This is a genomic window from Pseudomonas putida (assembly GCA_041071465.1).
Lineage (GTDB): Bacteria > Pseudomonadota > Gammaproteobacteria > Pseudomonadales > Pseudomonadaceae > Aquipseudomonas > Aquipseudomonas putida_P.
The window spans coordinates 2,742,453-2,760,652 of the sequence record CP163498.1 but is presented as its reverse complement, the minus strand read 5'-3'; the positions used below and the strand labels follow the sequence as shown (position 1 = coordinate 2,760,652).

The window sequence follows — 18,200 nt, the reverse complement described above, 5'->3', positions numbered from 1 at the left end:
AAACCACACACTGGCTATTTAGCAAATGTGGTTTTAATCTGCAACCAGACGTTAAGCAGGTTTGCACCATGCTCGATGAACACAATGCGCAATGCCCCGTAGCCCGGGCCCTGGAGGTGCTGGGTGACCGTTGGGCGCTGATGATCCTGCGCGATGCCTTTGACGGCCTGCACCGGTTCAGTGAATTTCACAAGAACCTGGGGCTGGCGAAGAACATCCTCGCCTCGCGGCTCAAACTACTGGTGGAGAGCGAGTTGCTGGCCTTGCAGCCGGCATCGGATGGCAGTGCCTACAAGGAATATGTGCTGACCGCGAAAGGGCGGTCGGTGTTTCCAGTGGTGGTTGGCTTGAGGCAATGGGGGAGCGGTTTCTGTTCGAGGCGGGTGAGGCGCGTTCGGAATTGGTGGAGGGAGCTACCGGGCAGGCGCTTGAGACGTTGCAGGTGCGTGCCCAGGATGGGCGGGTTTTGCATGCCGAAGACTGCCTGCGCAGAATGGTGCGGCATGAATGATTTGGGGCTGCTGCGCAGCCCCCGGTTATCAGGCCTTGCCCAGAAGCCGCGCCAGCCCCTCGACCATCGGCGTCGCCTGCGCGAACTTGAACCGCGCCAGCAACCGCTGATTATCCGCCCGCGAATGGCGAATATCCCCGAACGGGCCGCGACATAGCTGATCGCTGGCAAGCTCCCCACCACCTTCTCCAGCGCTGCCAGCAACTGGTTCAGCGAAGTCGCCTGGTTGAGGCCGATGTTCACCGCCCCCTCCTCGACCTGCGGCTGCTCCAATGCTTGCACCATCACCTGCACCAGATCACCCACGTAGAGGAAATCACGGGTCTGCTCGCCATCGCCAAACACCGTGATCGGCAAGCCCTGTACAGCGCGCTCGCAGAAAATGCTGATCACACCGGAATACGGTGAGGACGGGTCCTGACGTGGCCCGAAAATATTGAAGAAGCGAAACACCACCGGCTCCAGACCATGCTGGCGGCGGTAGAAGTCCAGGTATTGCTCACTGGCCAGTTTGTCCACGGCATAGGGGGTCAGCGGCGCCTTGGGGGTCTCTTCGGCAATCGACTCGCCCTCGCCATTGTTGCCATACACCGCCGCACTGGAAGCGAACAGCACCCGACGCACGCCATGCACGCGCATGGCTTCACAGACATTGAGGGTGCCGATGAAGTTGCTCTGATGGGTGCGTACCGGGTCCTCGACCGAGGCCTGCACCGAGGCCACCGCCGCCAGGTGCACTACAGCACGGCAGCCAGCCGCTGTCTGTGTAACCAACCCGGCATCGGCTACATCGCCTTCAATCAGCTCCAACCGTGGGTGGTCGACCTGCAGGTTGCTCCTGCGGCCTGTGGAAAAGTCATCAAGAATGCGTACGGCGTAGCCTTTGTCCAACAACGCATCGCACAGGTGGGAGCCAATGAAGCCGGCACCGCCGGTGATCAGGATGGGGGCGTCAGCCATGGCGGTAGAACCGGTCCAGTAGAGGCGGCAAGCCAGCGCGCCAGGCACGCGGCTTGATACCGAAGGTATGAAGGATTTTCTTGCAGGCCAGTACCGCATGTTGCGGCTCTTCGCTGGCATCCGGGCGCGCGGCATGGGCTTGCGGTGTGGGGGCCTGCACGGCCAGTTGGCGGTGCTGGCCGGCCTCGGTGAGGATCGCCTGGCCCAGCGCCAGCGGCGTGGTCGCCTCGTTGCCAGCGTAATGGTAGGTGCCCCACAACGGCGCATTGCAATCGAGCTGCTTGAGCACCGACAGGATCACCCGGGCGGCATCATCGACAGGCGTCGGGTTGCCACGTCGATCATCGGCCAGCAGCAGCTCTTGTGGTTGCTCGGCACGTGTCAGGAAGCGGCCCAACGAGCCGTCGATGCTCTCGTCGAGCAGCCAGCCAAAGCGCAGCAGTACATGCTGTGGGCAGGCCGCACGCACGCTCTGCTCGATGCGCCACAAGGCCTGGCCACGCAGGCCCAGCGGCACGGGCTCGTCTTTTTCGCTATAGGCCGTGGCCCGCGAACCATCGAACACCCGGTAGCTGGAAGGCTGCACCAGGGTGATCTGGTGGTGCTGGCACAGCTCCGCCAGCCGCTCCACCGCCCGCTCCTGTTGAGCCAGGCGCTGCTCGCTGACCGACTCGGCCTGGAACCAGTCGAAGTAATAGGCCAGGTTGACCAGCGCGTCGGGGCGGTGATCGTCGAGCAACTGAGTGAGGCTGGCCGGCGTCCAACCGTTCTCGGGCGGGCGTGGCGCCAGGAATGCGATGTCCTCCTCGGCCCCAAGACGAATCAGCGCTTGCCCGAGGGCATTGCCACCACCCAACAGCATTAGGCGCATACGCATAGAGTCAGCAGATCCGGAGAGGTTGATGAAGGAAAGGGGCATTTTGCGGTTTCCGCTGCGGGAAGTCCAACGTCTGGCCCTGTGACTGCTTCAGGCGGTGCGGTTTCCGAGCTGCCAAAGCTCACTATCGCGACACACAGATATTTCCTACGGCATACCAGGAACGAGCTGACTACCACGCAAAAGCATAACTGCATTCAATAGTTCCCCCTTGCCAACAGGGGAGCCCCACAAAAATAAGTACAAGGAACGTTCAATGCCTCACTCGCAAGCCGCATACCTGGATTTTTCCCCCGAGCAAAGTCGGGCCATAGCCTTTGCAAGCCAAACCCTTGCAGACTCCGGCGGCCCGGAAGCAAAGGGGGTTGCAATCCAGGCACGTATATTGGCCGACCAAATCCAGAAATCCTTGACTGACGAGCAGCGTTCGCTGCTACAGCGCTTCGGCGAAGGCAGATTGTCTACGCTGATGTACAGGCACATGCCTTATGCCGACGAGCCGATACCTGAAAACCTTCCCGATATCACCGCCTTGGCGCAAAACCCTCGCTGCACATACCTCGCCTCGCGCAATCAGCTGCTGCTGGAGCTCGCACGACACCGAAATTTCGCTTTTGATATCGACAACGAGGGCAAGCAGGTCCGTCTGGTTGGCAACTTCAAGGGAGGAGGCCGAATTCCACGGGTTGGCGAACACCCACGCCTGGAAGTTGAAACCAGCTCGCATGCAGGCTTGTGCTTGGGGCCGCACACTGAAGCGCCTTACAACTGTTCAACAGTCTCCAGTGATGGTCACTCCCCTGCTCCCTCTGCACTTATCCTCACTGCTCGCTGGAACCCCGCCAATGACCCTACGCATGTCTTTCCCCTACAAGAAATCATCGAGCGCTTGAGCAGCCTGGATGCGCTCGCACTGACCTCAAAATCTTTCAACTTCACTCGCAGTGAGTGCTTGCTGACGGAAAAGGCAAAGCAGGTGAAGCAGTTTCAATGCTTCAGTTCGAGCCTAACGGTGGCTTCTCTGTACGCTTCAACAGTTACCGCTTCAGTTTGAATGAGCGTGCTTGCAGCGCTGCAGCACGCGCGTTCAGTACTTTTCGGAAAATGCTGAGTAGCGTACAACCACTGGTGTTTGTCTTGCAGCCCGACCGTGCATTGTTAATCAACAACAGCAGAGCGTTGCACGGTCGCCAGACAGTTGAGGACAACCGGCGCCTTCTCCTTCGTCAATTCGGATACTCCCCCTTCGCAGCACCGTTGGTACTTGTTGAGGATCCGCTGCTGGTGCGTGGCTGATTAGCGAAAAATACCCAATGATTGAAATCGATTTAACGCTTGTCCTGATACTGGCACTCGTCGCACTCACGGCCGGCTTTTTCGACGCTATCGCCGGAGGCGGTGGCCTGATCACGCTCCCGTACTGTTCATCGCCGGTATAGAGCCCTTGGCGGCAATTGCCACTAATAAATTCCAGGCAGCTTCAGCGACGGTTTCGGCTACTTGCGCCTTTGCCCGCAAAGGCATGATCGACTGGAGACGAGGCAGCTCGATGGCGGTCATGTCGTTTATTGGCGGCGCTCTGGGAGCCTTGTCGATAACGTATGTGCCCAAAAGCCTTTTACAGGCATGCGTCCCCCCGCTGCTGATCCTGATAGCAGCCTACTTTGCCTTTAGTCCAAGCCCGAATGAACAAGCGCGCAAGGCGAAGATGTCGACTAGCCTGTTTTGTGTGGCGGTTACACCGTTCATTGGGTTTTATGATGGAGTATTTGGCCCTGGCGTCGGCTCGTTCTTCATGCTGGCCTGCGTAATTCTCTTGGGCCAGCACTTGATACAGGCCGTGTGCACCAGCAAGCTTTTGAACGCAGCCTGCAACCTGGGCGCACTGTCAGTCTTTTCACTCAGCGGAGCGATTATCTGGTCGCTGGCGCTGGCAATGGCGCTTGCCGCCTTTCTGGGCGCGCAATTGGGTGCACGCTGCGCAGTTCGTTTCGGCACGAGGCTCATAAGGCCGCTGCTGGTCAGTGTCTGCATCCTCATGGCACTCAAATTACTGCTCGACACGAGCAATCCACTCGGCGAGTGGCTTAACCTGTTACTTTAGAGGGCACCATGCACTTGCAAACGGGATCTTCTCAGCGCCTGAAATGGCAGTTTGACGAACCCGCCCCAGGCAAAGAACTTTTCATCGACGAAGTATTCGGAACCTACCAGCAACAGGCCCGATTGCTGGTACCCGATATCGAGCGCGCAGGGCCTGCATTCGTCCTGGGTGGCGCGCGCTCCGACTTTACCCGGCTCAACCCCCTGCTCTATCGCTTGCAAGCCGCAGGCATAGGTTCGCTCACTGCTAATCTGTCAGGCCATAGCCTTGCCAGTGAACCTGGTGCAGCTTCGCCTTCACTGGCTACGAACCTTGATGAGGCACGACGCTTCCACGCGCATATCGCACCTCAATGCCGAACGATAATTGGCCACAGCCTGGGCGCGGCAATTGCGCTGAAACTTGCAGCACAATTGCCGCAGGTGAACAGCATCGTGCTGGTCTGCCCAGCAGTCTATCCAGACCATGCTCACCAGGCCCCCTTCGGTCCGGCATTCACAGCCGCCATCAGAAAACCCTATGGCTTTCTCGATTGCGACAGTTACGCCTTCCTCAAGCAGTTCCAAGGCAGAGTGCTGATGGTGATAGGCGAATATGACGGGCTCAACTCACAGCGATTCGGCAAAGGCCCAGGCACCAGCGCAGGCAGCCTGTGGCTGACCGGCGCCGAGCGCTACAGCCCGATTCCTGAGGAGGTCACCCAGGCCCTGATGCAATCAGTTGCAGCCGCGCGTTTGCAATGCGTGTTTCTTACAGACTGCGACCATGGCATCGCCGCCCATTTACGCAGTACGCCAGCGATTGCGGATCAGGTTGCGAGCGCCGTGGAAACCTTCATCCTCGAAGACGCCTGACCGTAGGCAGTTACTCGATTTCAAACAAACCGTTACTCAGTGGCCTCACGCTTAGCCGCTCACGTACATCATCATCGATACGCGGATCATCCGGCCGGTACAGTTTCACTTGCCGGTAAGCATTGATGCGATTGATCTCCTCACCCAGGTACTCCCACACCACCCTGGTGCAGGCCGGGTTGCGCCGGTCGCCGCTGGACACACCGGCCTTCAGGCCGTTCAGGCGAGTGATTCGGCTTTTGAAGCTGGGGATGAGGATGGTCTGGCTCATTTCGTTGAACGTCAGCGACTCGTAGTCGATGAGGAACAAACGGTCCTGCAGCTGGAACGCCGCCCCCAGATAACGGCAACGCACCTCGGCATGCTGGTCAGTGGCGCTGGAGCGCTCCTGACGCTCCCGGCGCTCGAACAGGAAGCGGCCACGCTCCTCCCACAGGTGCACCAGTGACACCAGGATCGTGCCCGGCACCGACATGCAGTTGGAATACTCGAAGTAGTAACCGCAATAGCGCGACAGGTTGCCGGCATGATCGTGCAGCGGGCGGAACAGTTCACTGATCGGGTCGCTGGGCTGCTCGGCCAGGGTCGACACCCGTGCGCCAATCAGCCGGGCAAACTGCTCGGCCGGCAGGTTCAACTCGTAATCCTCAACGCCGAAGAAATCGCCGATGCGCTTCAGGTTGAAAGCCGTCGGACGGCTCTGCCCGCTCAGGTACTTGTTGAACTGTGCGCGGTTGATCGACAGCTGGCGGCAAACTTCGGAAATAGAGCGGTAATGGCTGCAGGCCAGCTTGAGGTTGGTAGCGAAATGATCGCTCATGTGCGTAATCCAGGTGACGCGAATGACGCCATTGTAGCATCAAGTCGCATCAACTCAGAGCAATCCGCGAAATTGTAACCACTCTTGTCATAGCCAACCATGCGCCCCAACGAATAGCGGTGCGCCTGCCGTCCGCTGGTCTTTCCACACGAAGAATAAGAATCGAGGTCATTTTCCAATGCTCGAAGTAATCAACGATTTCCTTTCGGGGAAACTCCTCATCGTGCTGATCGTAGGGCTGGGTAGCTACTTCACCCTCCGCTCCCGGTTCGTCCAGTTCCGCCATTTCGCCCATATGTTCAGCGTGTTCAAGGAATCGCTGCGTGGCCAGGCAGGCCAGCTGAGCTCCTTCCAGGCGCTGATGCTGAGCCTGGCCGGCCGCGTAGGTGCCGGTAACATCGCTGGTGTCGGTATCGCTGTGACCCTGGGTGGCCCAGGTGCCGTGTTCTGGATGTGGGTCACCGCACTGGTGGGTATGTCCAGCAGCTTCTTCGAATGTACCCTGGCCCAAGTGTACAAGCGCGCGGATGGCGATGGCCTGTACCGCGGTGGCCCGGCCTACTACATCCAGCACGGGCTGAAGCTGAAAAGCATGGCCATCGTGTTCTCGATCCTGCTGCTGGTCACCTACGGCTTCGCCTTCATCGGCCTGCAGTCTTACACCGTGACTCACTCGCTGCAGAACGCCTTCGCCTTCGACCCGAAACACACCGGTATCGTCCTGGCCGTGCTGCTGGCCGTCACCTTCATCGGCGGCATCAAGCGTATCGCTGCGGTGTCGGACCTGCTGGTGCCGGTCAAGACCCTGGCCTACATCGGCGTGACCCTGTACGTGATCGGCACCCAGATCGAACATGTGCCGGCCATGCTTGAAACCATCTTCAAGAGCGCCTTCGGCCTCGACCCGGCCTTCGGTGGCCTGCTCGGCAGCGCCATCGTCATGGGCGTCAAACGTGGCGTATTCGCCAACGAAGCGGGCCTGGGCAGTGCGCCGAACGTGGCGGCCGTGGCGGCCGTGAAACACCCGGGTGCGCAGGGCGTGGTGCAGGCTTTCAGCGTGTTCCTCGACACCTTCGTGATCTGCACCTGCACCGCACTGCTGATTCTTCTGTCGGGCTTCTACACCCCTGGTTTCGAGGGCGACGGCATTGTCCTGACCCAGAACTCGCTGGCCGCCGTGGTGGGTGACTGGGGCCGCGTGTTCGTCAGCGTGGCGCTGTCGCTGTTCGTGTTCACCTGCATCCTCTACAACTACTACCTGGGCGAGAACAGCCTGCAGTTCCTGAGCCGCAACCGTGTGGTGCTGATGGTGTTCCGTGGCCTGGTGCTGGCGTTGGTGGTTTGGGGGTCGATGCAAGACCTGTCGACTGTGTTCGCCTTCGCCGACATCACCATGACTTGCCTGGCCTTCGTCAACCTGGTCGCCCTGGCCCTGCTGTTCAAGGTCGGCCTGCGCGTCATGCGCGACTACGACGACCAGCGCAAGGCCGGTGTGCATCAGCCAGTGTTCGACTCATCTAAGTTCGCCGACCTGGACCTGGACCGTAATGCCTGGCCTGCCAATCCGCAGGTGGAAACAGCCGCTGACAAAGCAGCCGGCCAAGCTCAGCCGCAGCGCTGATATCCTCCCTGCCCAGCCGCCCCTTCCGCGGGCGGCTTTTCTTCTCCGCTCACCGCTACGGATGCTTGCCATGCGTGCAGTAAAGAATCTTCTCGTTCTCTATACCGGTGGCACCATCGGCATGCTCGAAACCCCGGAAGGCCTGGCGCCGGCCGGTGGCTTCGAAGCGCGGATGCGTGAACACTTTGCCCAGATGGCCGATGCACCCAAGCTGCAATGGGCGCTGCAAGAGCTGAACCCGCTGCTGGACAGCGCCAACATGCAACAGCACAACTGGTTGGCGATGCGCGATGCCATCGTCGAAGCCGTGGATGTTGCAGGCCATGATGGCGTGTTGGTGTTGCATGGCACCGACAGCATGGCTTACAGCGCTGCAGCGTTGTCGTTCCTGTTGCTGGGCCTGCCCGTACCGGTGCTGTTGACCGGCTCGATGCTGCCTGCTGGTGCACCGGGTAGCGATGCCTGGGCCAACCTGTGCGGCGCATTGCGCCAGTTCGAACAAGGCCTGGAAGGTGGGGTGCATCTGTACTTCCACGGCCAACTGCTGCATGGCTGCCGGGCGTCCAAGCTGCGCAGCGAAGCGTTCGATGCCTTTGCCGCTCTACCGCGCCATCGGGGTGGTGAGCGGGCCTCGGCGATTCCCGCCGAACTTGGCTACATGCATCCACGCCAGCCGGTCAACCTGGCCGTAGTGCCGGTGTTCCCAGGGCTGCAGGCCGAGCACTTGCAGGGGCTGATCGACAGCGGTGTACAAGGGGTTCTGCTGGAGTGCTATGGCAGCGGTACGGGTCCATCGGATGACCAAGCGCTGCTTGATGTGCTGAGCGCGGCACGCCAGCGCGGCGTGATGCTGGCGGCTATCAGCCAGTGCCCAGAAGGCTCCGTGGTGTTCGATACCTATGCGGCAGGTAACCGCTTGCGCGGGGCCGGCCTGATCAGTGGTGGCGGCATGACCCGTGAGGCAGCGCTGGGCAAGATGGTTGCGCTGCTGGGGGCTGGGTTGGATGTCGAAGCCGCCGAGCAGTGGTTTGCGCTGGACCTGTGTGGGGAACGGGCGTAGAAGCGGCCTTGGTACCCAGAAAAATGGCGGAAGGCAGCGGGAGTCGAACCTGCCCGGGAACGGCTGCCGTCCCCAACCGGGTTTGAAGCCCGGCCGCGCCACCGGGCGCGATTGCCTTCCTTGAATTCAGTGCCTGGCCTGCTGTTGGGCCAGGGTGCTGTCGGCGCGGATGTGACGCTGGTCGGCCACCCTCCGGGTCAGGCCGATGCGGTCGAAGTACTCCAGAATCTGCACACTGCGCTTGCGACCGATGCCCAACATATCGCGAAACGCGGCAACCTGCACTATTGGCGTTTCGCGGGCCTGCCCCAGCAGCAGCTCTGCCATGCGCTGTAACGTCGCCTCTGGGTAGAACAGGTCACGCACCACCTGATGCACCAAGCCCAGCCGAGCCAACTTGCGCAGCAACAGGCGCACATCGGCTTCGGCGCAACTCTCCTCACTCGCCAGCGTCCGGACCCAGGGTGGATCGTATTGCCCTGCCAGCAACCTGGGCTGCAAACGTGCCCACAATGCACTGTCGGCTTCGCTCAACTGCACCTTGTGATCGGGCAGATGCAGCCAGGGCCCGCTGCTGGCCAGGGCGCCGTTTTCGAGCAATTCATCCAGCAGGCTGACGAACGCCGGCCGTTCCAGGGGCAAGGCTACGAAGCGGCGCAGGCGGTCACGGTCCGGGCCGAGCTGGTCGGGCTCTTGCTCATGGAAACGCGCCAGTTGCGCCAGCACCTGCTGCTTGAGCGCCTGCCATTGGGCGTTGGCGAACAACAGTTGGCCCTGCCGCGTAGCCACCACCAGTACATCCTTCGGCAAATGCCAGGTTTCGCGCAGGCGATTGAACTGCCGCTCTAGTCGCTGTGGGTCGATACCGGCCGGGGCGCTGGCGAGCAGCGCTGGCAGCGCCTGCTCCAGATCCACGGCATCACGCAGCACCTGCAACTGCCGTAGGCGCTCATCGGTGCGGCGTTGGCGGCTGGGGGCGAACGGGTCGAGCACCTTGCCGCCGCCCAGTGTGCGCTGGGCACGTTGGTCGCGCAGCACCAGGCGGTCGCCGTGCACCGCTTGCAGCGGCGCATTCAGCAGCAACTGGGCAAACGTGCGTTGGCCGGCCGCCAGGCTTTGGCCTTCAAGCAAGGCGACCCTGGCGGTTACATCCTGGGTGCCAAGGTGCACATGCACGGCGCTGAAGTGTTCGAAGGTATGCGTTTCGCCCGGCAACAGGTTCAGCTCGATATCCACCCTTACACTGGGTGCGTGCAACCATTCGGGTACCAGCCAGTCGCCCCGGTGCACCTGCTCCACGGTCAGGCGCTCGGCAGCGATGTTCAGCGCCACCCGCTGACCCGCCTCAGCCACCAGCGCGGCCTGGTTCTGTGCATGCAGGCCACGCACGCGCACCGGCTTGCCGGCCTTACCCAGCAACAACGTATCACCAGCACTGACCCGCCCGGCCAGTGCCGTGCCGGTGACCACCACACCGGCGCCGGTAACCGCAAAGGCACGGTCGACGGCCAAGCGAAAGCCACCGCGCGCACTCCGTTGTCGCACACCTGCTTCGGCTTCCAGCAGCGCCTGACGTAGCGCTTCGATGCCTTCCCCGCTGATGCTCGACAATGGGAACTGCCGCGCCCCGGCATACGGCCCAGGCGCCAGCAGTTCACTAACTTGTATCTGCACCTCGGCCAGGCGCGACGGCTCGACCCGGTCGCACTTGCTGATCGCCACCAGGGCCTGGGAAATGCCCAGCAGTTCGATGATCGCCAGGTGCTCACGGGTCTGCGGCATGACCCCATCGTCGGCAGCCACGACCAACAGCACCAAGTCGATGCCATGGGCGCCGGCCAGCATGTTGTGGATAAAACGCTCGTGGCCCGGCACATCGATGAAGCCGGTCAACGGCGCGCCTTCACTCAACGCCGCGTAGCGATAACCAAGGTCGATGGTCATGCCACGGGCGCGCTCTTCCTGGCGTTGGTCACCGGCCTGGCCGGTCAACGCCTGCAGCAGCGCGGTCTTGCCGTGATCAATGTGGCCGGCTGTACCAACGATCACTGCACCGGCCCCAACTGCAGGGCTGGCAATTGAGCGAGCCACTGGGCTTCGTCATCCAGTTGGCGCAGGTCCAGCCAGAGGGCATCGTCGTCGAGGCGGCCCAACACCGGCACCGGGAGGTCGCGCAGGGCTCGCTCCAGCACATGCAGGCTGCGCCCGCGCAACTTCTTCGACACCTGCGGGCGCAGACACAGTGCAGCGCTGGGCAAGCGCGCCACCGGCTGGCTGCCACTGCCGATCATGCCCAAAGCAGGCGCTACGCTGACGGCCCATTGCTCGCCGAGGTGCGCCTTGACTTCAGGCGCCAGACGCTCGGCTTGGGCTTGGATCTCGGCCTGGCTACGGGTCAGCAGACGCAGGCTGGGCAGGCGCTCGGCCAAGCGGTCAGGGTTGCGGTACAGCGCTAGGACCGCTTCGAGTGCGGCGAGGGTGATCTTGTCGACGCGCAGCGCACGCTTGAGCGGGTTTTTCTTGATCCTGGCGATCAAGTCCTTGCGGCCGACAATGATCCCGGCTTGCGGCCCGCCCAACAGTTTGTCGCCACTGAAGGTGACGATATCGGCGCCGTCGGCCAAGGCCTGGCGTACGGTCGGCTCGGCGGGCAGGCCCCAGCGGGTAAGGTCGAGCAAGCTGCCGCTGCCCAAGTCTTCAAGCAGCGGTAGGTCACGTTGGTGGGCGATGCTCGCCAGCTCGGCCGTGGGCACCTGGGTGGTGAAGCCCTGGATGCTGTAGTTGCTGCAATGCACGCGCATCAGCAAGCCGGTACGTGGGCCGATGGCGGCCTCGTAGTCGCGGGCGTGGGTGCGGTTGGTAGTGCCGATCTCGTGCAGCTTCACGCCGGCACGGGCCATGATGTCGGGGATGCGGAAGGCGCCGCCGATCTCGATCAGCTCGCCACGAGAGATGATGCCCTCCTTGCGCGCGCCCAGGCTGTTGAGCGCCAGTAGCACGGCGGCGGCATTGTTGTTGACCACGGTGACGGCCTCGGCGCCGGTCAACTCACGGATCAAACCCTCGATCAAATCGTCACGGTCGCCGCGCTTACCGGTAGCCAGGTCAAATTCCAGGTTGAGTGGATAGCGGGCGGCAGTCTGCATGGCCTCGATGGCCGCTTCAGGCAACAGGGCGCGACCGAGGTTGGTGTGCAGCACAGTACCGGTGAGGTTGAACACGCGGCGGACCTGGCTGCGTTGCTGAGCGGCAAGGCGTTCGCCCGTGCGGCCCAGGAGGATTTCGGGGGCCAGTTCGGCGGGGGTGAGCTCACCGTTGCGGACAAGGTTGCGCAGGTCGTCGAGCAATTGCCGCAGGGTGGCCAGGACGCCTTCGCGACCGTGGCGGTCGATCAGCGGAAGGCAGGCCTGGTGGCGCAGGAGGGTATCGATTGAAGGCAGGCGTGGGGTGTCGCTGGCGAGGCTGGAAGACATGCGGTACTACCTTGGCTAATCCGGTGTCTGTACTGGCCTCTTCGCGGACCGGCCGCGAAAAGGGCAACTCGAAACGTCAGTGTAGACACTTACCCTCTACCCAGGTGCGAGCATCAAGTTGGGTGCCAGGCGATGAAAACCCTCCTCGTCCAGGCGCATATCCAGCGCCAGGCTGGCCAGGTCGTCGGCCAGCGGCTCGGCCGCCGCATCGTTCTCCAGGTAGTTCTGTTTCAGGTAGCTTTCGCACCCTGGGCAGCATTCGGCGCGCAGCGGCGCCTTGCCCGGGGCATGGCGGTCATCCTCGAGGCTGGTGTAGCGCAAGTCCTTGCTCGACTCGCAGTACACACATTTAACCCGCACCACATGCCATTCACAGGCACACAGCGAACACGCCAGGTAACGCAAGCCATTGTGCTTGCCACGGTTGCGCACCACCCCGGCCATCGCCGGCGAACCACAGGCCGGGCACTGGGCCAGGCTGCCGGCAGGTTTGAGCTCAGGCGTCGGCAACGCCAGCAACCAACTGGACCAGGCCGCCTGAAGCGCAGCCCCGAGGAACGGCACCAATGCTGCCGGCACCGCGTCGTACTGGCCAGCTAGCAAAGCGATGCCCCAGCCCTTGCGTTGGTCGTCATCACTGCCGCGCAGTACCTGCAGCGCCTCACCCAGCGGGCCGCTGGTTTCGCCGCTCAATGGCTGTAGCAAGGCCTGCAACCAGACCAACCAAGGCCCCTCACGCACCAGGCTGTCAGCCGCCAGCGGCGGCAATCCATGACTTATGCACAGGCGCTGACGCTCCTCGGCCACCGGCATGCCGCCGGGCGGGTTATCCACAAGCTGTTGCTGGATGCGGCACAACCGTGCGACCAGTTTCAGGTAGTCGCCAAGGGCGTTGCCCTCGACCAGGTGCTCAAGTCGCAAGGCGCGCAGCTCGAACAGATTGGCGGGGGCAGGTGCAGAAACGGCGGCGTCACCGCCGACGCTTCGATCTGCCCGGGTTCAAGTATCGTGCTCAAGCGCTCATCCTTCTTTTCGTCCGTGATTGCCCGGCGTCTTGTCGCCGGTCACGTCGCGGTACCACAACTCATGGTGCTTGCGTGCCCAGGCGCGGCTGACCCAGCCATGTAGCATGGCGCCGATCGAGCCCTTGATCCAGATACCGGCGTAGATGTGCACGATGATGCTGAGGATCAGCACAAACGCCGCCAGCGCATGCAGCAGCGCAGACAGGCGAATGGCATCGATGCCGAACCAATGGCTGAAATAGGCGCGCCAGATCACCACACCACTGACCAGCAGCACCAGCATGCACACCAGCAGGGTCCAGAACAGCAGCTTCTGCCCGGCGTTGTATTTGCCGATCGGCGGCACGCCATCTTCACGATTGACCATCACCCGATCGATGCGGCGCAGCCACAAGCGATCGTTGGCGGTGATGATATTAGCCCGCCAGAAACGAATCACCAAGCCGAGGAAAAACACGAACATCGCCACCCCCATGAACGGGTGCAGGATGCGTGTCCACGGCCCGCCGCCGAACAGGTGGCTAAGCCAGAACAGCGCCGGATGGAACAGCGCCAGCCCGGAAAGCCCGGCCATGAAGAACAGGATGGCGACGATCCAGTGGTTGGTCCGCTCGTTGGCGTTGTAGCGCAGGATGGGTTTGTTGTCGCTCATGGCCGCTGCTCCCCTTGCCCACCGGGCTGCTTCGGATCGTAGACATGCACCGCCGGGTCCACCTGGTGGACGCTGTCATCGGGCGCCGTGGGGTGCTCATCGTCCTCTACCCGCTGTGGCCCGACCCGTACGTAATGGAAGAACCCGGCCAGCACCGCCGCGCCCATCGCCAGCAGCGCCAACGGCTTGGTGAAGCCCTTCCACAGGCCCACCAGCGGGCTGATCACCGGCTGGTCCGGCAGGCCGGCGTACAGCTTCGGCGTGTCGGCATGGTGCAGCACGTACATCACGTGGGTACCACCGACCCCGTCAGGGTCGTATAACCCGGCCTTGTCGTAACCCCGTGACTTCAGGTCGACGATGCGCTCGGCAGCGTGCACCTTCATCTCGTCCTTGCTGCCGAACACGATCGCCCCAGTCGGGCAGGTTTTCACGCAAGCCGGCTCCAGGCCCACGGTCACGCGGTCGGAACACAGGGTGCACTTGTATGCTTTGTGGTCCTTCTGCGAAATGCGCGGGATGTTGAACGGGCAGCCGGTGATGCAGTAGCCGCAGCCGATGCAGTGATCCTGGTTGAAGTCGACGATACCGTTGGCGTGCTTGATGATCGCCCCTGGGCTCGGGCAGGCCTTCAGGCATCCTGGGTCGGCGCAGTGCATGCAGCCATCCTTGCGGATCAGCCACTCCAGGTTGCCGTCGTCGCGCTCGTGCTCGGTAAAGCGCATCAGCGTCCAGGTCTCGGCAGTGAGGTCCTGGGGGTTGTCGTAGGTGCCGTGGTTGTGGCCCACCTCGTCGCGCAGTTCGTTCCACTCCGAGCACGCCACCTGGCAGGCCTTGCAGCCGATGCACTTGGTGGTGTCGATCAGCTTGGCGACCTCCTGCTGCTGGCGTACCGAGGACGGCACGGTGGTGGTGGCCGAGCGGGCGATGATGTCTTGGCTGGCCATCAGAGTTTCTCCACTTTGACGAGGAACGACTTGGACTCTGGGGTCTGCGTATTGCCATCACCGAGGAACGGCACCAGGGTGTTGGTCAGGTAGCCATGCCGGGTAGCGCCGGTGAACCCCCAGTGCAGCGGGATGCCGATCTGGTGCACGGTCTGGTTGTTGACCTGCAGCGGACGAATCCGCTTGGTCACCACCGCCACCGCGTCGATATGCCCACGCTTGCTCGACACCCGCACTCGGTCGCCAGCCTTGATGCCTTTCTCGTTGGCCAGCACCTCGCCGATCTCGACGAATTGCTCGGGTTGGGCAATGGCGTTGAGCCGGCAGTGCTTGCTCCAGAAGTGGAAGTGCTCGGTCAGCCGGTACGTGGTCGCCGCATAGGGAAACTCGTCGTGCGTGCCGAGGGTGTCCCACACCGAGTCGAAAATGCGCCCGGCCGGGTTGCTGGTGGCCTTCTTGTTCTGCGGGTGCAGCGGGTTGATGCCGATTGGCGTTTCAAATGGCTCGTAGTGCTCGGGGAACGGGCCTTCGGCCATCTTGTCGATGGCGAAGAAACGCGCCACACCTTCGGGGTTCATGATGAACGGGTTCATGCCCGCCTCGGGCGGCGAATCGACCTTGAAGTCCGGCACGTCGGTGCCGGTCCAGGCCTTGCCGTTCCACCACACCAGGCGCTTTTTCTCCGGGTCCCACGGTTTGCCTTGCGGGTCGCTGGAGGCACGGTTGTAGAGGATGCGGCGGTTGGCCGGCCAGGCCCAGGCCCAGTTCTGCACCTGGTGCATGCCGTATGGGTCGCTGTTGTCGCGACGGGCCATCTGGTTGCCCTGCTCGGTCCAACAGCCAGCAAAGATCCAGCAACCGGATGCCGTGCTGCCGTCGTCCTTCATCTGGGCAAAGCCCGACAGCTGCTGGCCGGCCTTGAGCGTGGCGCCGGTAGTGTCGGTAAGGTCGGTGACCGCCCAGCCGTTCATTTCCTTGGCCAGTTCCTCTGGAGACGGCTCGTCAGGAATCTTGTACGGCCAGCTGATGTTCATCATCGCGTCTGGGTAGGCGCCGCCTTCAGCCTGGTAGCGTTGGCGCAGGCGCAGGAACAACTCGCTCATGATCTGCACATCGGTACGGGTCTCGCCCGGCCCGTCGGCGCCCTTCCAGTGCCACTGCAGCCAACGGCTGCTGTTGACCAGCGAGCCGTCTTCCTCGGCGAAGCAAGTGGTGGGCAGGCGTATCACTTCGGTCTGGATGTTGGCCGTGTCGACATCGTTAAACGGCCCGGCGTTGCGCCAGAACTCCGAGGTCTCGGTGGCCAGCGGGTCCATGATCACCAGCCACTTGAGCTTGCCCAGCGCCGCCGTGACGCGGTTCTTGTCCGGCAGCGCGGCGATTGGGTTGAAACCCTGGCACATGTAACCGTTGACCTTGCCCTGGCCCATCATCTCGAACATGCGCAGCACGTCGTAGGCCGGTACGTCGAGCTTCGGCAGCCAGTCATAGCCCCAGTTGTTTTCCGCCGTGGCGTTGGCACCGTACCAGGCCTTCATCAGGCTGACGTGGAACTTGCCGTAGTTCTGCCAGTACGACAGCTGCCCAGGACGCAGCGGCTTGGAAGCGCGTTTGTCGATATAGGTGGCGTAATCCTGCTCGGCATCGCCGGCCAAGGTCAGGTAACCCGGCAGCGAGTTGGACAGCAGGCCGAGGTCGGTCAGGCCCTGGATGTTGGAGTGCCCCCGCAGGGCGTTGACCCCGCCACCCGGCATGCCGACGTTGCCCAACAGCAACTGGACCATGGCTGCACTGCGGATGATTTGCGCACCGATCGAGTGTTGCGTCCAGCCCAGTGCATAGAGAATCGTCATGGTCTTGCCCGGTGCCGAGCATGTGGCGATCTCTTCCCAGACCTTCATCATGGCGTCCTGCGGCATGCCACAGGTCATGCTCGCCAGTTCCGGGGTATAGCGGCTGTAATGCTGCTTCATCAGCTGGAACACGCAGCGCGGGTGCTGCAGGGTCGGGTCGACCTTGGCATAGCCGTCCTCACCCAGCTCATAACCCCAGCCGGACTTGTCGGCGTACACACGCTTGGCTTCGTCGTAGCCGCTGAACAGCCCATCCTCGAAGCCATAGTTCTCTTTGACGATGAACGACACGTCGGTGTAGTTGCGCACGTACTCGTGCTGGATCTTGTCGGTGCTCAGCAGGTAGTTGATCAGCCCGCCCATGAAGGCGATGTCGGTACCGGTGCGAATTGGCGCGTAGTAGTCCGCGACCGAAGCGGTACGGGTAAACCGCGGGTCGACCACGATCAGCCGCGCCTTGTTGTGCGCCTTGGCCTCGGTCACCCACTTGAAGCCGCACGGATGCGCTTCTGCTGCGTTGCCACCCATCACCAGGACCAGATTCGCGTTGGCGATATCGGACCAGTGGTTGGTCATGGCGCCACGGCCGTACGTCGGGGCAAGACTTGCCACCGTCGGGCCATGTCAGACACGTGCCTGGTTATCGAACCCCAGCATGCCTGTTGCGCGGACGACCTTGTGGGTCAGGTAACCAGCCTCGCTGGAGGCAGCGGAGGCAGCCAGAAAACCGGTGGTTAGCCAACGGTTGACGGTTTGCCCCTGGGCGTTTTTCTCGATGAAGTTGGCGTCGCGGTCCTGCTTCATCAGGTCGGCGACGCGGTCGAGCGCCTCGTCCCAGCTCACCCGCACCCACTCCTTGCTGCCCGGCTTGCGTACCTCGGGGTACTGCAGGCGGCTCGGGCTGTGGATAAAGTCCAGCAGGCCGGCGCCTTTCGGGCACAGGGTGCCACGGTTGACCGGGTGGTCGGCGTCACCTTCGATATGGATGATGTTCTGTTTGACGTTCTTGCCTGCATCGCCCTGGCTGTACAGGATCAGGCCGCAGCCGACCGAGCAGTAGGGGCAGGTGTTACGCGCTTCTTTGGTGTGCGCCAGCTTGAAGTGACGCACCTGCTCGGCGAAGGCCGGCGTCGGGGCCATGCCCAACGCCGCCAGGCTCGAGCCTCCAAGGCCGACAGCGGCGACCTTGAAGAATTGCCGACGGTTGAGGTCCATCGTGCACTCCTGATCAGGTGGTGGACGCGCGGAACATGGCCGGCGCCTCTTGGTAGTCACGGTGGCGGTTTTGACGGCCGCCAATAGATAAGACTAGTCAAGAATCGAGAAGGTGCGATGACTTGAGTCAGGAGTTAAGGCACCTGCCTCAGCGTTTTTTGTGTCTGTGAAATCGAGCGGCGTTCGAGCGGCGCCCGATTTCATAGCGGTGCCGATGCTGCGACAAGC

At 62.3% G+C, this 18,200-nt stretch carries 11 protein-coding genes, 1 tRNA gene and 5 pseudogenes; 6 read left to right on the top strand and 11 right to left on the bottom strand.

Annotated elements, in window-relative coordinates:
- Positions 1 to 14: 14 nt before the first annotated feature.
- A complete protein-coding gene (locus AB5975_12775; protein XDR23068.1) occupies positions 15 to 191 on the bottom strand; it encodes a hypothetical protein in 177 nt (58 codons plus the stop codon).
- Between AB5975_12775 and AB5975_12770 the strand changes: the two are divergent.
- Positions 117 to 511: pseudogene (locus tag AB5975_12770) on the top strand (winged helix-turn-helix transcriptional regulator). The gene AB5975_12775 and the pseudogene AB5975_12770 overlap by 75 nt on opposite strands.
- 28 nt (positions 512 to 539) lie before the next feature.
- Here the strand turns inward: AB5975_12770 and AB5975_12765 are convergent.
- Positions 540 to 1,471, bottom strand: a pseudogene (locus AB5975_12765) (NAD-dependent epimerase/dehydratase family protein).
- On the bottom strand, positions 1,464 to 2,348 hold the full coding sequence (locus AB5975_12760; GenBank protein ID XDR22593.1) for a sugar nucleotide-binding protein: 885 nt from the start codon (positions 2,346 to 2,348) through the stop codon (positions 1,464 to 1,466). The pseudogene AB5975_12765 and the gene AB5975_12760 overlap by 8 nt, the downstream one beginning before the upstream one ends.
- A gap of 256 nt (positions 2,349 to 2,604) precedes the next feature.
- On the opposite strand from AB5975_12760, the pseudogene AB5975_12755 reads away from it, so the two are divergent.
- The 3 genes and pseudogenes from AB5975_12755 to AB5975_12745 all read left to right on the top strand — a co-directional run bounded on the left by AB5975_12755 (position 2,605) and on the right by AB5975_12745 (position 5,306).
- Positions 2,605 to 3,644, top strand: a pseudogene (locus AB5975_12755) (hypothetical protein).
- 17 nt (positions 3,645 to 3,661) lie between these two features.
- Positions 3,662 to 4,452, top strand: a pseudogene (locus tag AB5975_12750) (TSUP family transporter).
- Positions 4,453 to 4,460: 8 nt separating this feature from the next.
- Complete coding sequence (locus AB5975_12745; protein XDR22592.1) at positions 4,461 to 5,306, top strand: alpha/beta hydrolase; 846 nt, start codon at positions 4,461 to 4,463, stop codon at positions 5,304 to 5,306.
- 10 nt (positions 5,307 to 5,316) lie between these two features.
- On the opposite strand, the gene AB5975_12740 is transcribed toward AB5975_12745, so the two are convergent.
- Positions 5,317 to 6,126, bottom strand: a complete 810-nt coding sequence (locus AB5975_12740; GenBank protein XDR22591.1) for a helix-turn-helix domain-containing protein — start codon at positions 6,124 to 6,126, stop codon at positions 5,317 to 5,319.
- Between the two features lie 178 nt (positions 6,127 to 6,304).
- On the opposite strand from AB5975_12740, the gene AB5975_12735 reads away from it, so the two are divergent.
- Complete coding sequence (locus AB5975_12735; GenBank protein ID XDR22590.1) at positions 6,305 to 7,747, top strand: alanine/glycine:cation symporter family protein; 1,443 nt, start codon at positions 6,305 to 6,307, stop codon at positions 7,745 to 7,747.
- A 61-nt stretch (positions 7,748 to 7,808) separates the two neighbouring features.
- Entirely contained in the window at positions 7,809 to 8,807 is a 999-nt protein-coding gene (locus AB5975_12730) for an asparaginase (GenBank protein ID XDR22589.1), read from the top strand.
- Positions 8,808 to 8,831: 24 nt separating this feature from the next.
- On the opposite strand, the gene AB5975_12725 is transcribed toward AB5975_12730, so the two are convergent.
- The 7 genes and pseudogenes from AB5975_12725 to fdnG form a co-directional block, all read right to left on the bottom strand.
- Positions 8,832 to 8,927 (bottom strand) — tRNA-Sec (locus AB5975_12725).
- Positions 8,928 to 8,933: 6 nt separating this feature from the next.
- The gene (gene selB, locus AB5975_12720; protein XDR22588.1) at positions 8,934 to 10,856 is read right to left on the bottom strand and encodes a selenocysteine-specific translation elongation factor; all 1,923 of its coding nucleotides are present in this window, start codon (positions 10,854 to 10,856) and stop codon (positions 8,934 to 8,936) included.
- On the bottom strand, positions 10,853 to 12,280 hold the full coding sequence (gene selA, locus AB5975_12715) for an L-seryl-tRNA(Sec) selenium transferase (GenBank protein XDR22587.1): 1,428 nt from the start codon (positions 12,278 to 12,280) through the stop codon (positions 10,853 to 10,855). Before selA ends, selB begins: the two co-directional genes overlap by 4 nt.
- A 96-nt stretch (positions 12,281 to 12,376) precedes the next feature.
- A pseudogene (fdhE, locus tag AB5975_12710) lies at positions 12,377 to 13,296 on the bottom strand (formate dehydrogenase accessory protein FdhE).
- Between the two features lie 4 nt (positions 13,297 to 13,300).
- A complete protein-coding gene (locus AB5975_12705) occupies positions 13,301 to 13,957 on the bottom strand; it encodes a formate dehydrogenase subunit gamma (GenBank protein XDR22586.1) in 657 nt (218 codons plus the stop codon).
- On the bottom strand, positions 13,954 to 14,904 hold the full coding sequence (gene fdxH / locus AB5975_12700) for a formate dehydrogenase subunit beta (protein XDR22585.1): 951 nt from the start codon (positions 14,902 to 14,904) through the stop codon (positions 13,954 to 13,956). Before fdxH ends, AB5975_12705 begins: the two co-directional genes overlap by 4 nt.
- Positions 14,904 to 17,972 (bottom strand): formate dehydrogenase-N subunit alpha, encoded by a 3,069-nt coding sequence (gene fdnG, locus AB5975_12695; GenBank protein ID XDR22584.1) that lies wholly within the window; start codon positions 17,970 to 17,972, stop codon positions 14,904 to 14,906. Before fdnG ends, fdxH begins: the two co-directional genes overlap by 1 nt.
- Between the last annotated feature and the right edge of the window lie 228 nt (positions 17,973 to 18,200).

Excerpts from the sequence above, each read along its gene's own strand:
- AB5975_12760 (XDR22593.1), bottom strand. The coding sequence starts at position 2,348 with ATGCGTATGCGCCTAATGCTGTTGGGTGGTGGCAATGCCCTCGGGCAA.
- AB5975_12745 (XDR22592.1), top strand. The coding sequence starts at position 4,461 with ATGCACTTGCAAACGGGATCTTCTCAGCGCCTGAAATGGCAGTTTGAC.
- AB5975_12740 (XDR22591.1), bottom strand. The coding sequence starts at position 6,126 with ATGAGCGATCATTTCGCTACCAACCTCAAGCTGGCCTGCAGCCATTAC.
- AB5975_12735 (XDR22590.1), top strand. The coding sequence starts at position 6,305 with ATGCTCGAAGTAATCAACGATTTCCTTTCGGGGAAACTCCTCATCGTG.
- AB5975_12730 (XDR22589.1), top strand. The coding sequence starts at position 7,809 with ATGCTTGCCATGCGTGCAGTAAAGAATCTTCTCGTTCTCTATACCGGT.
- selA (XDR22587.1), bottom strand. The coding sequence starts at position 12,280 with ATGTCTTCCAGCCTCGCCAGCGACACCCCACGCCTGCCTTCAATCGAT.
- AB5975_12705 (XDR22586.1), bottom strand. The coding sequence starts at position 13,957 with ATGAGCGACAACAAACCCATCCTGCGCTACAACGCCAACGAGCGGACC.
- fdxH (XDR22585.1), bottom strand. The coding sequence starts at position 14,904 with ATGGCCAGCCAAGACATCATCGCCCGCTCGGCCACCACCACCGTGCCG.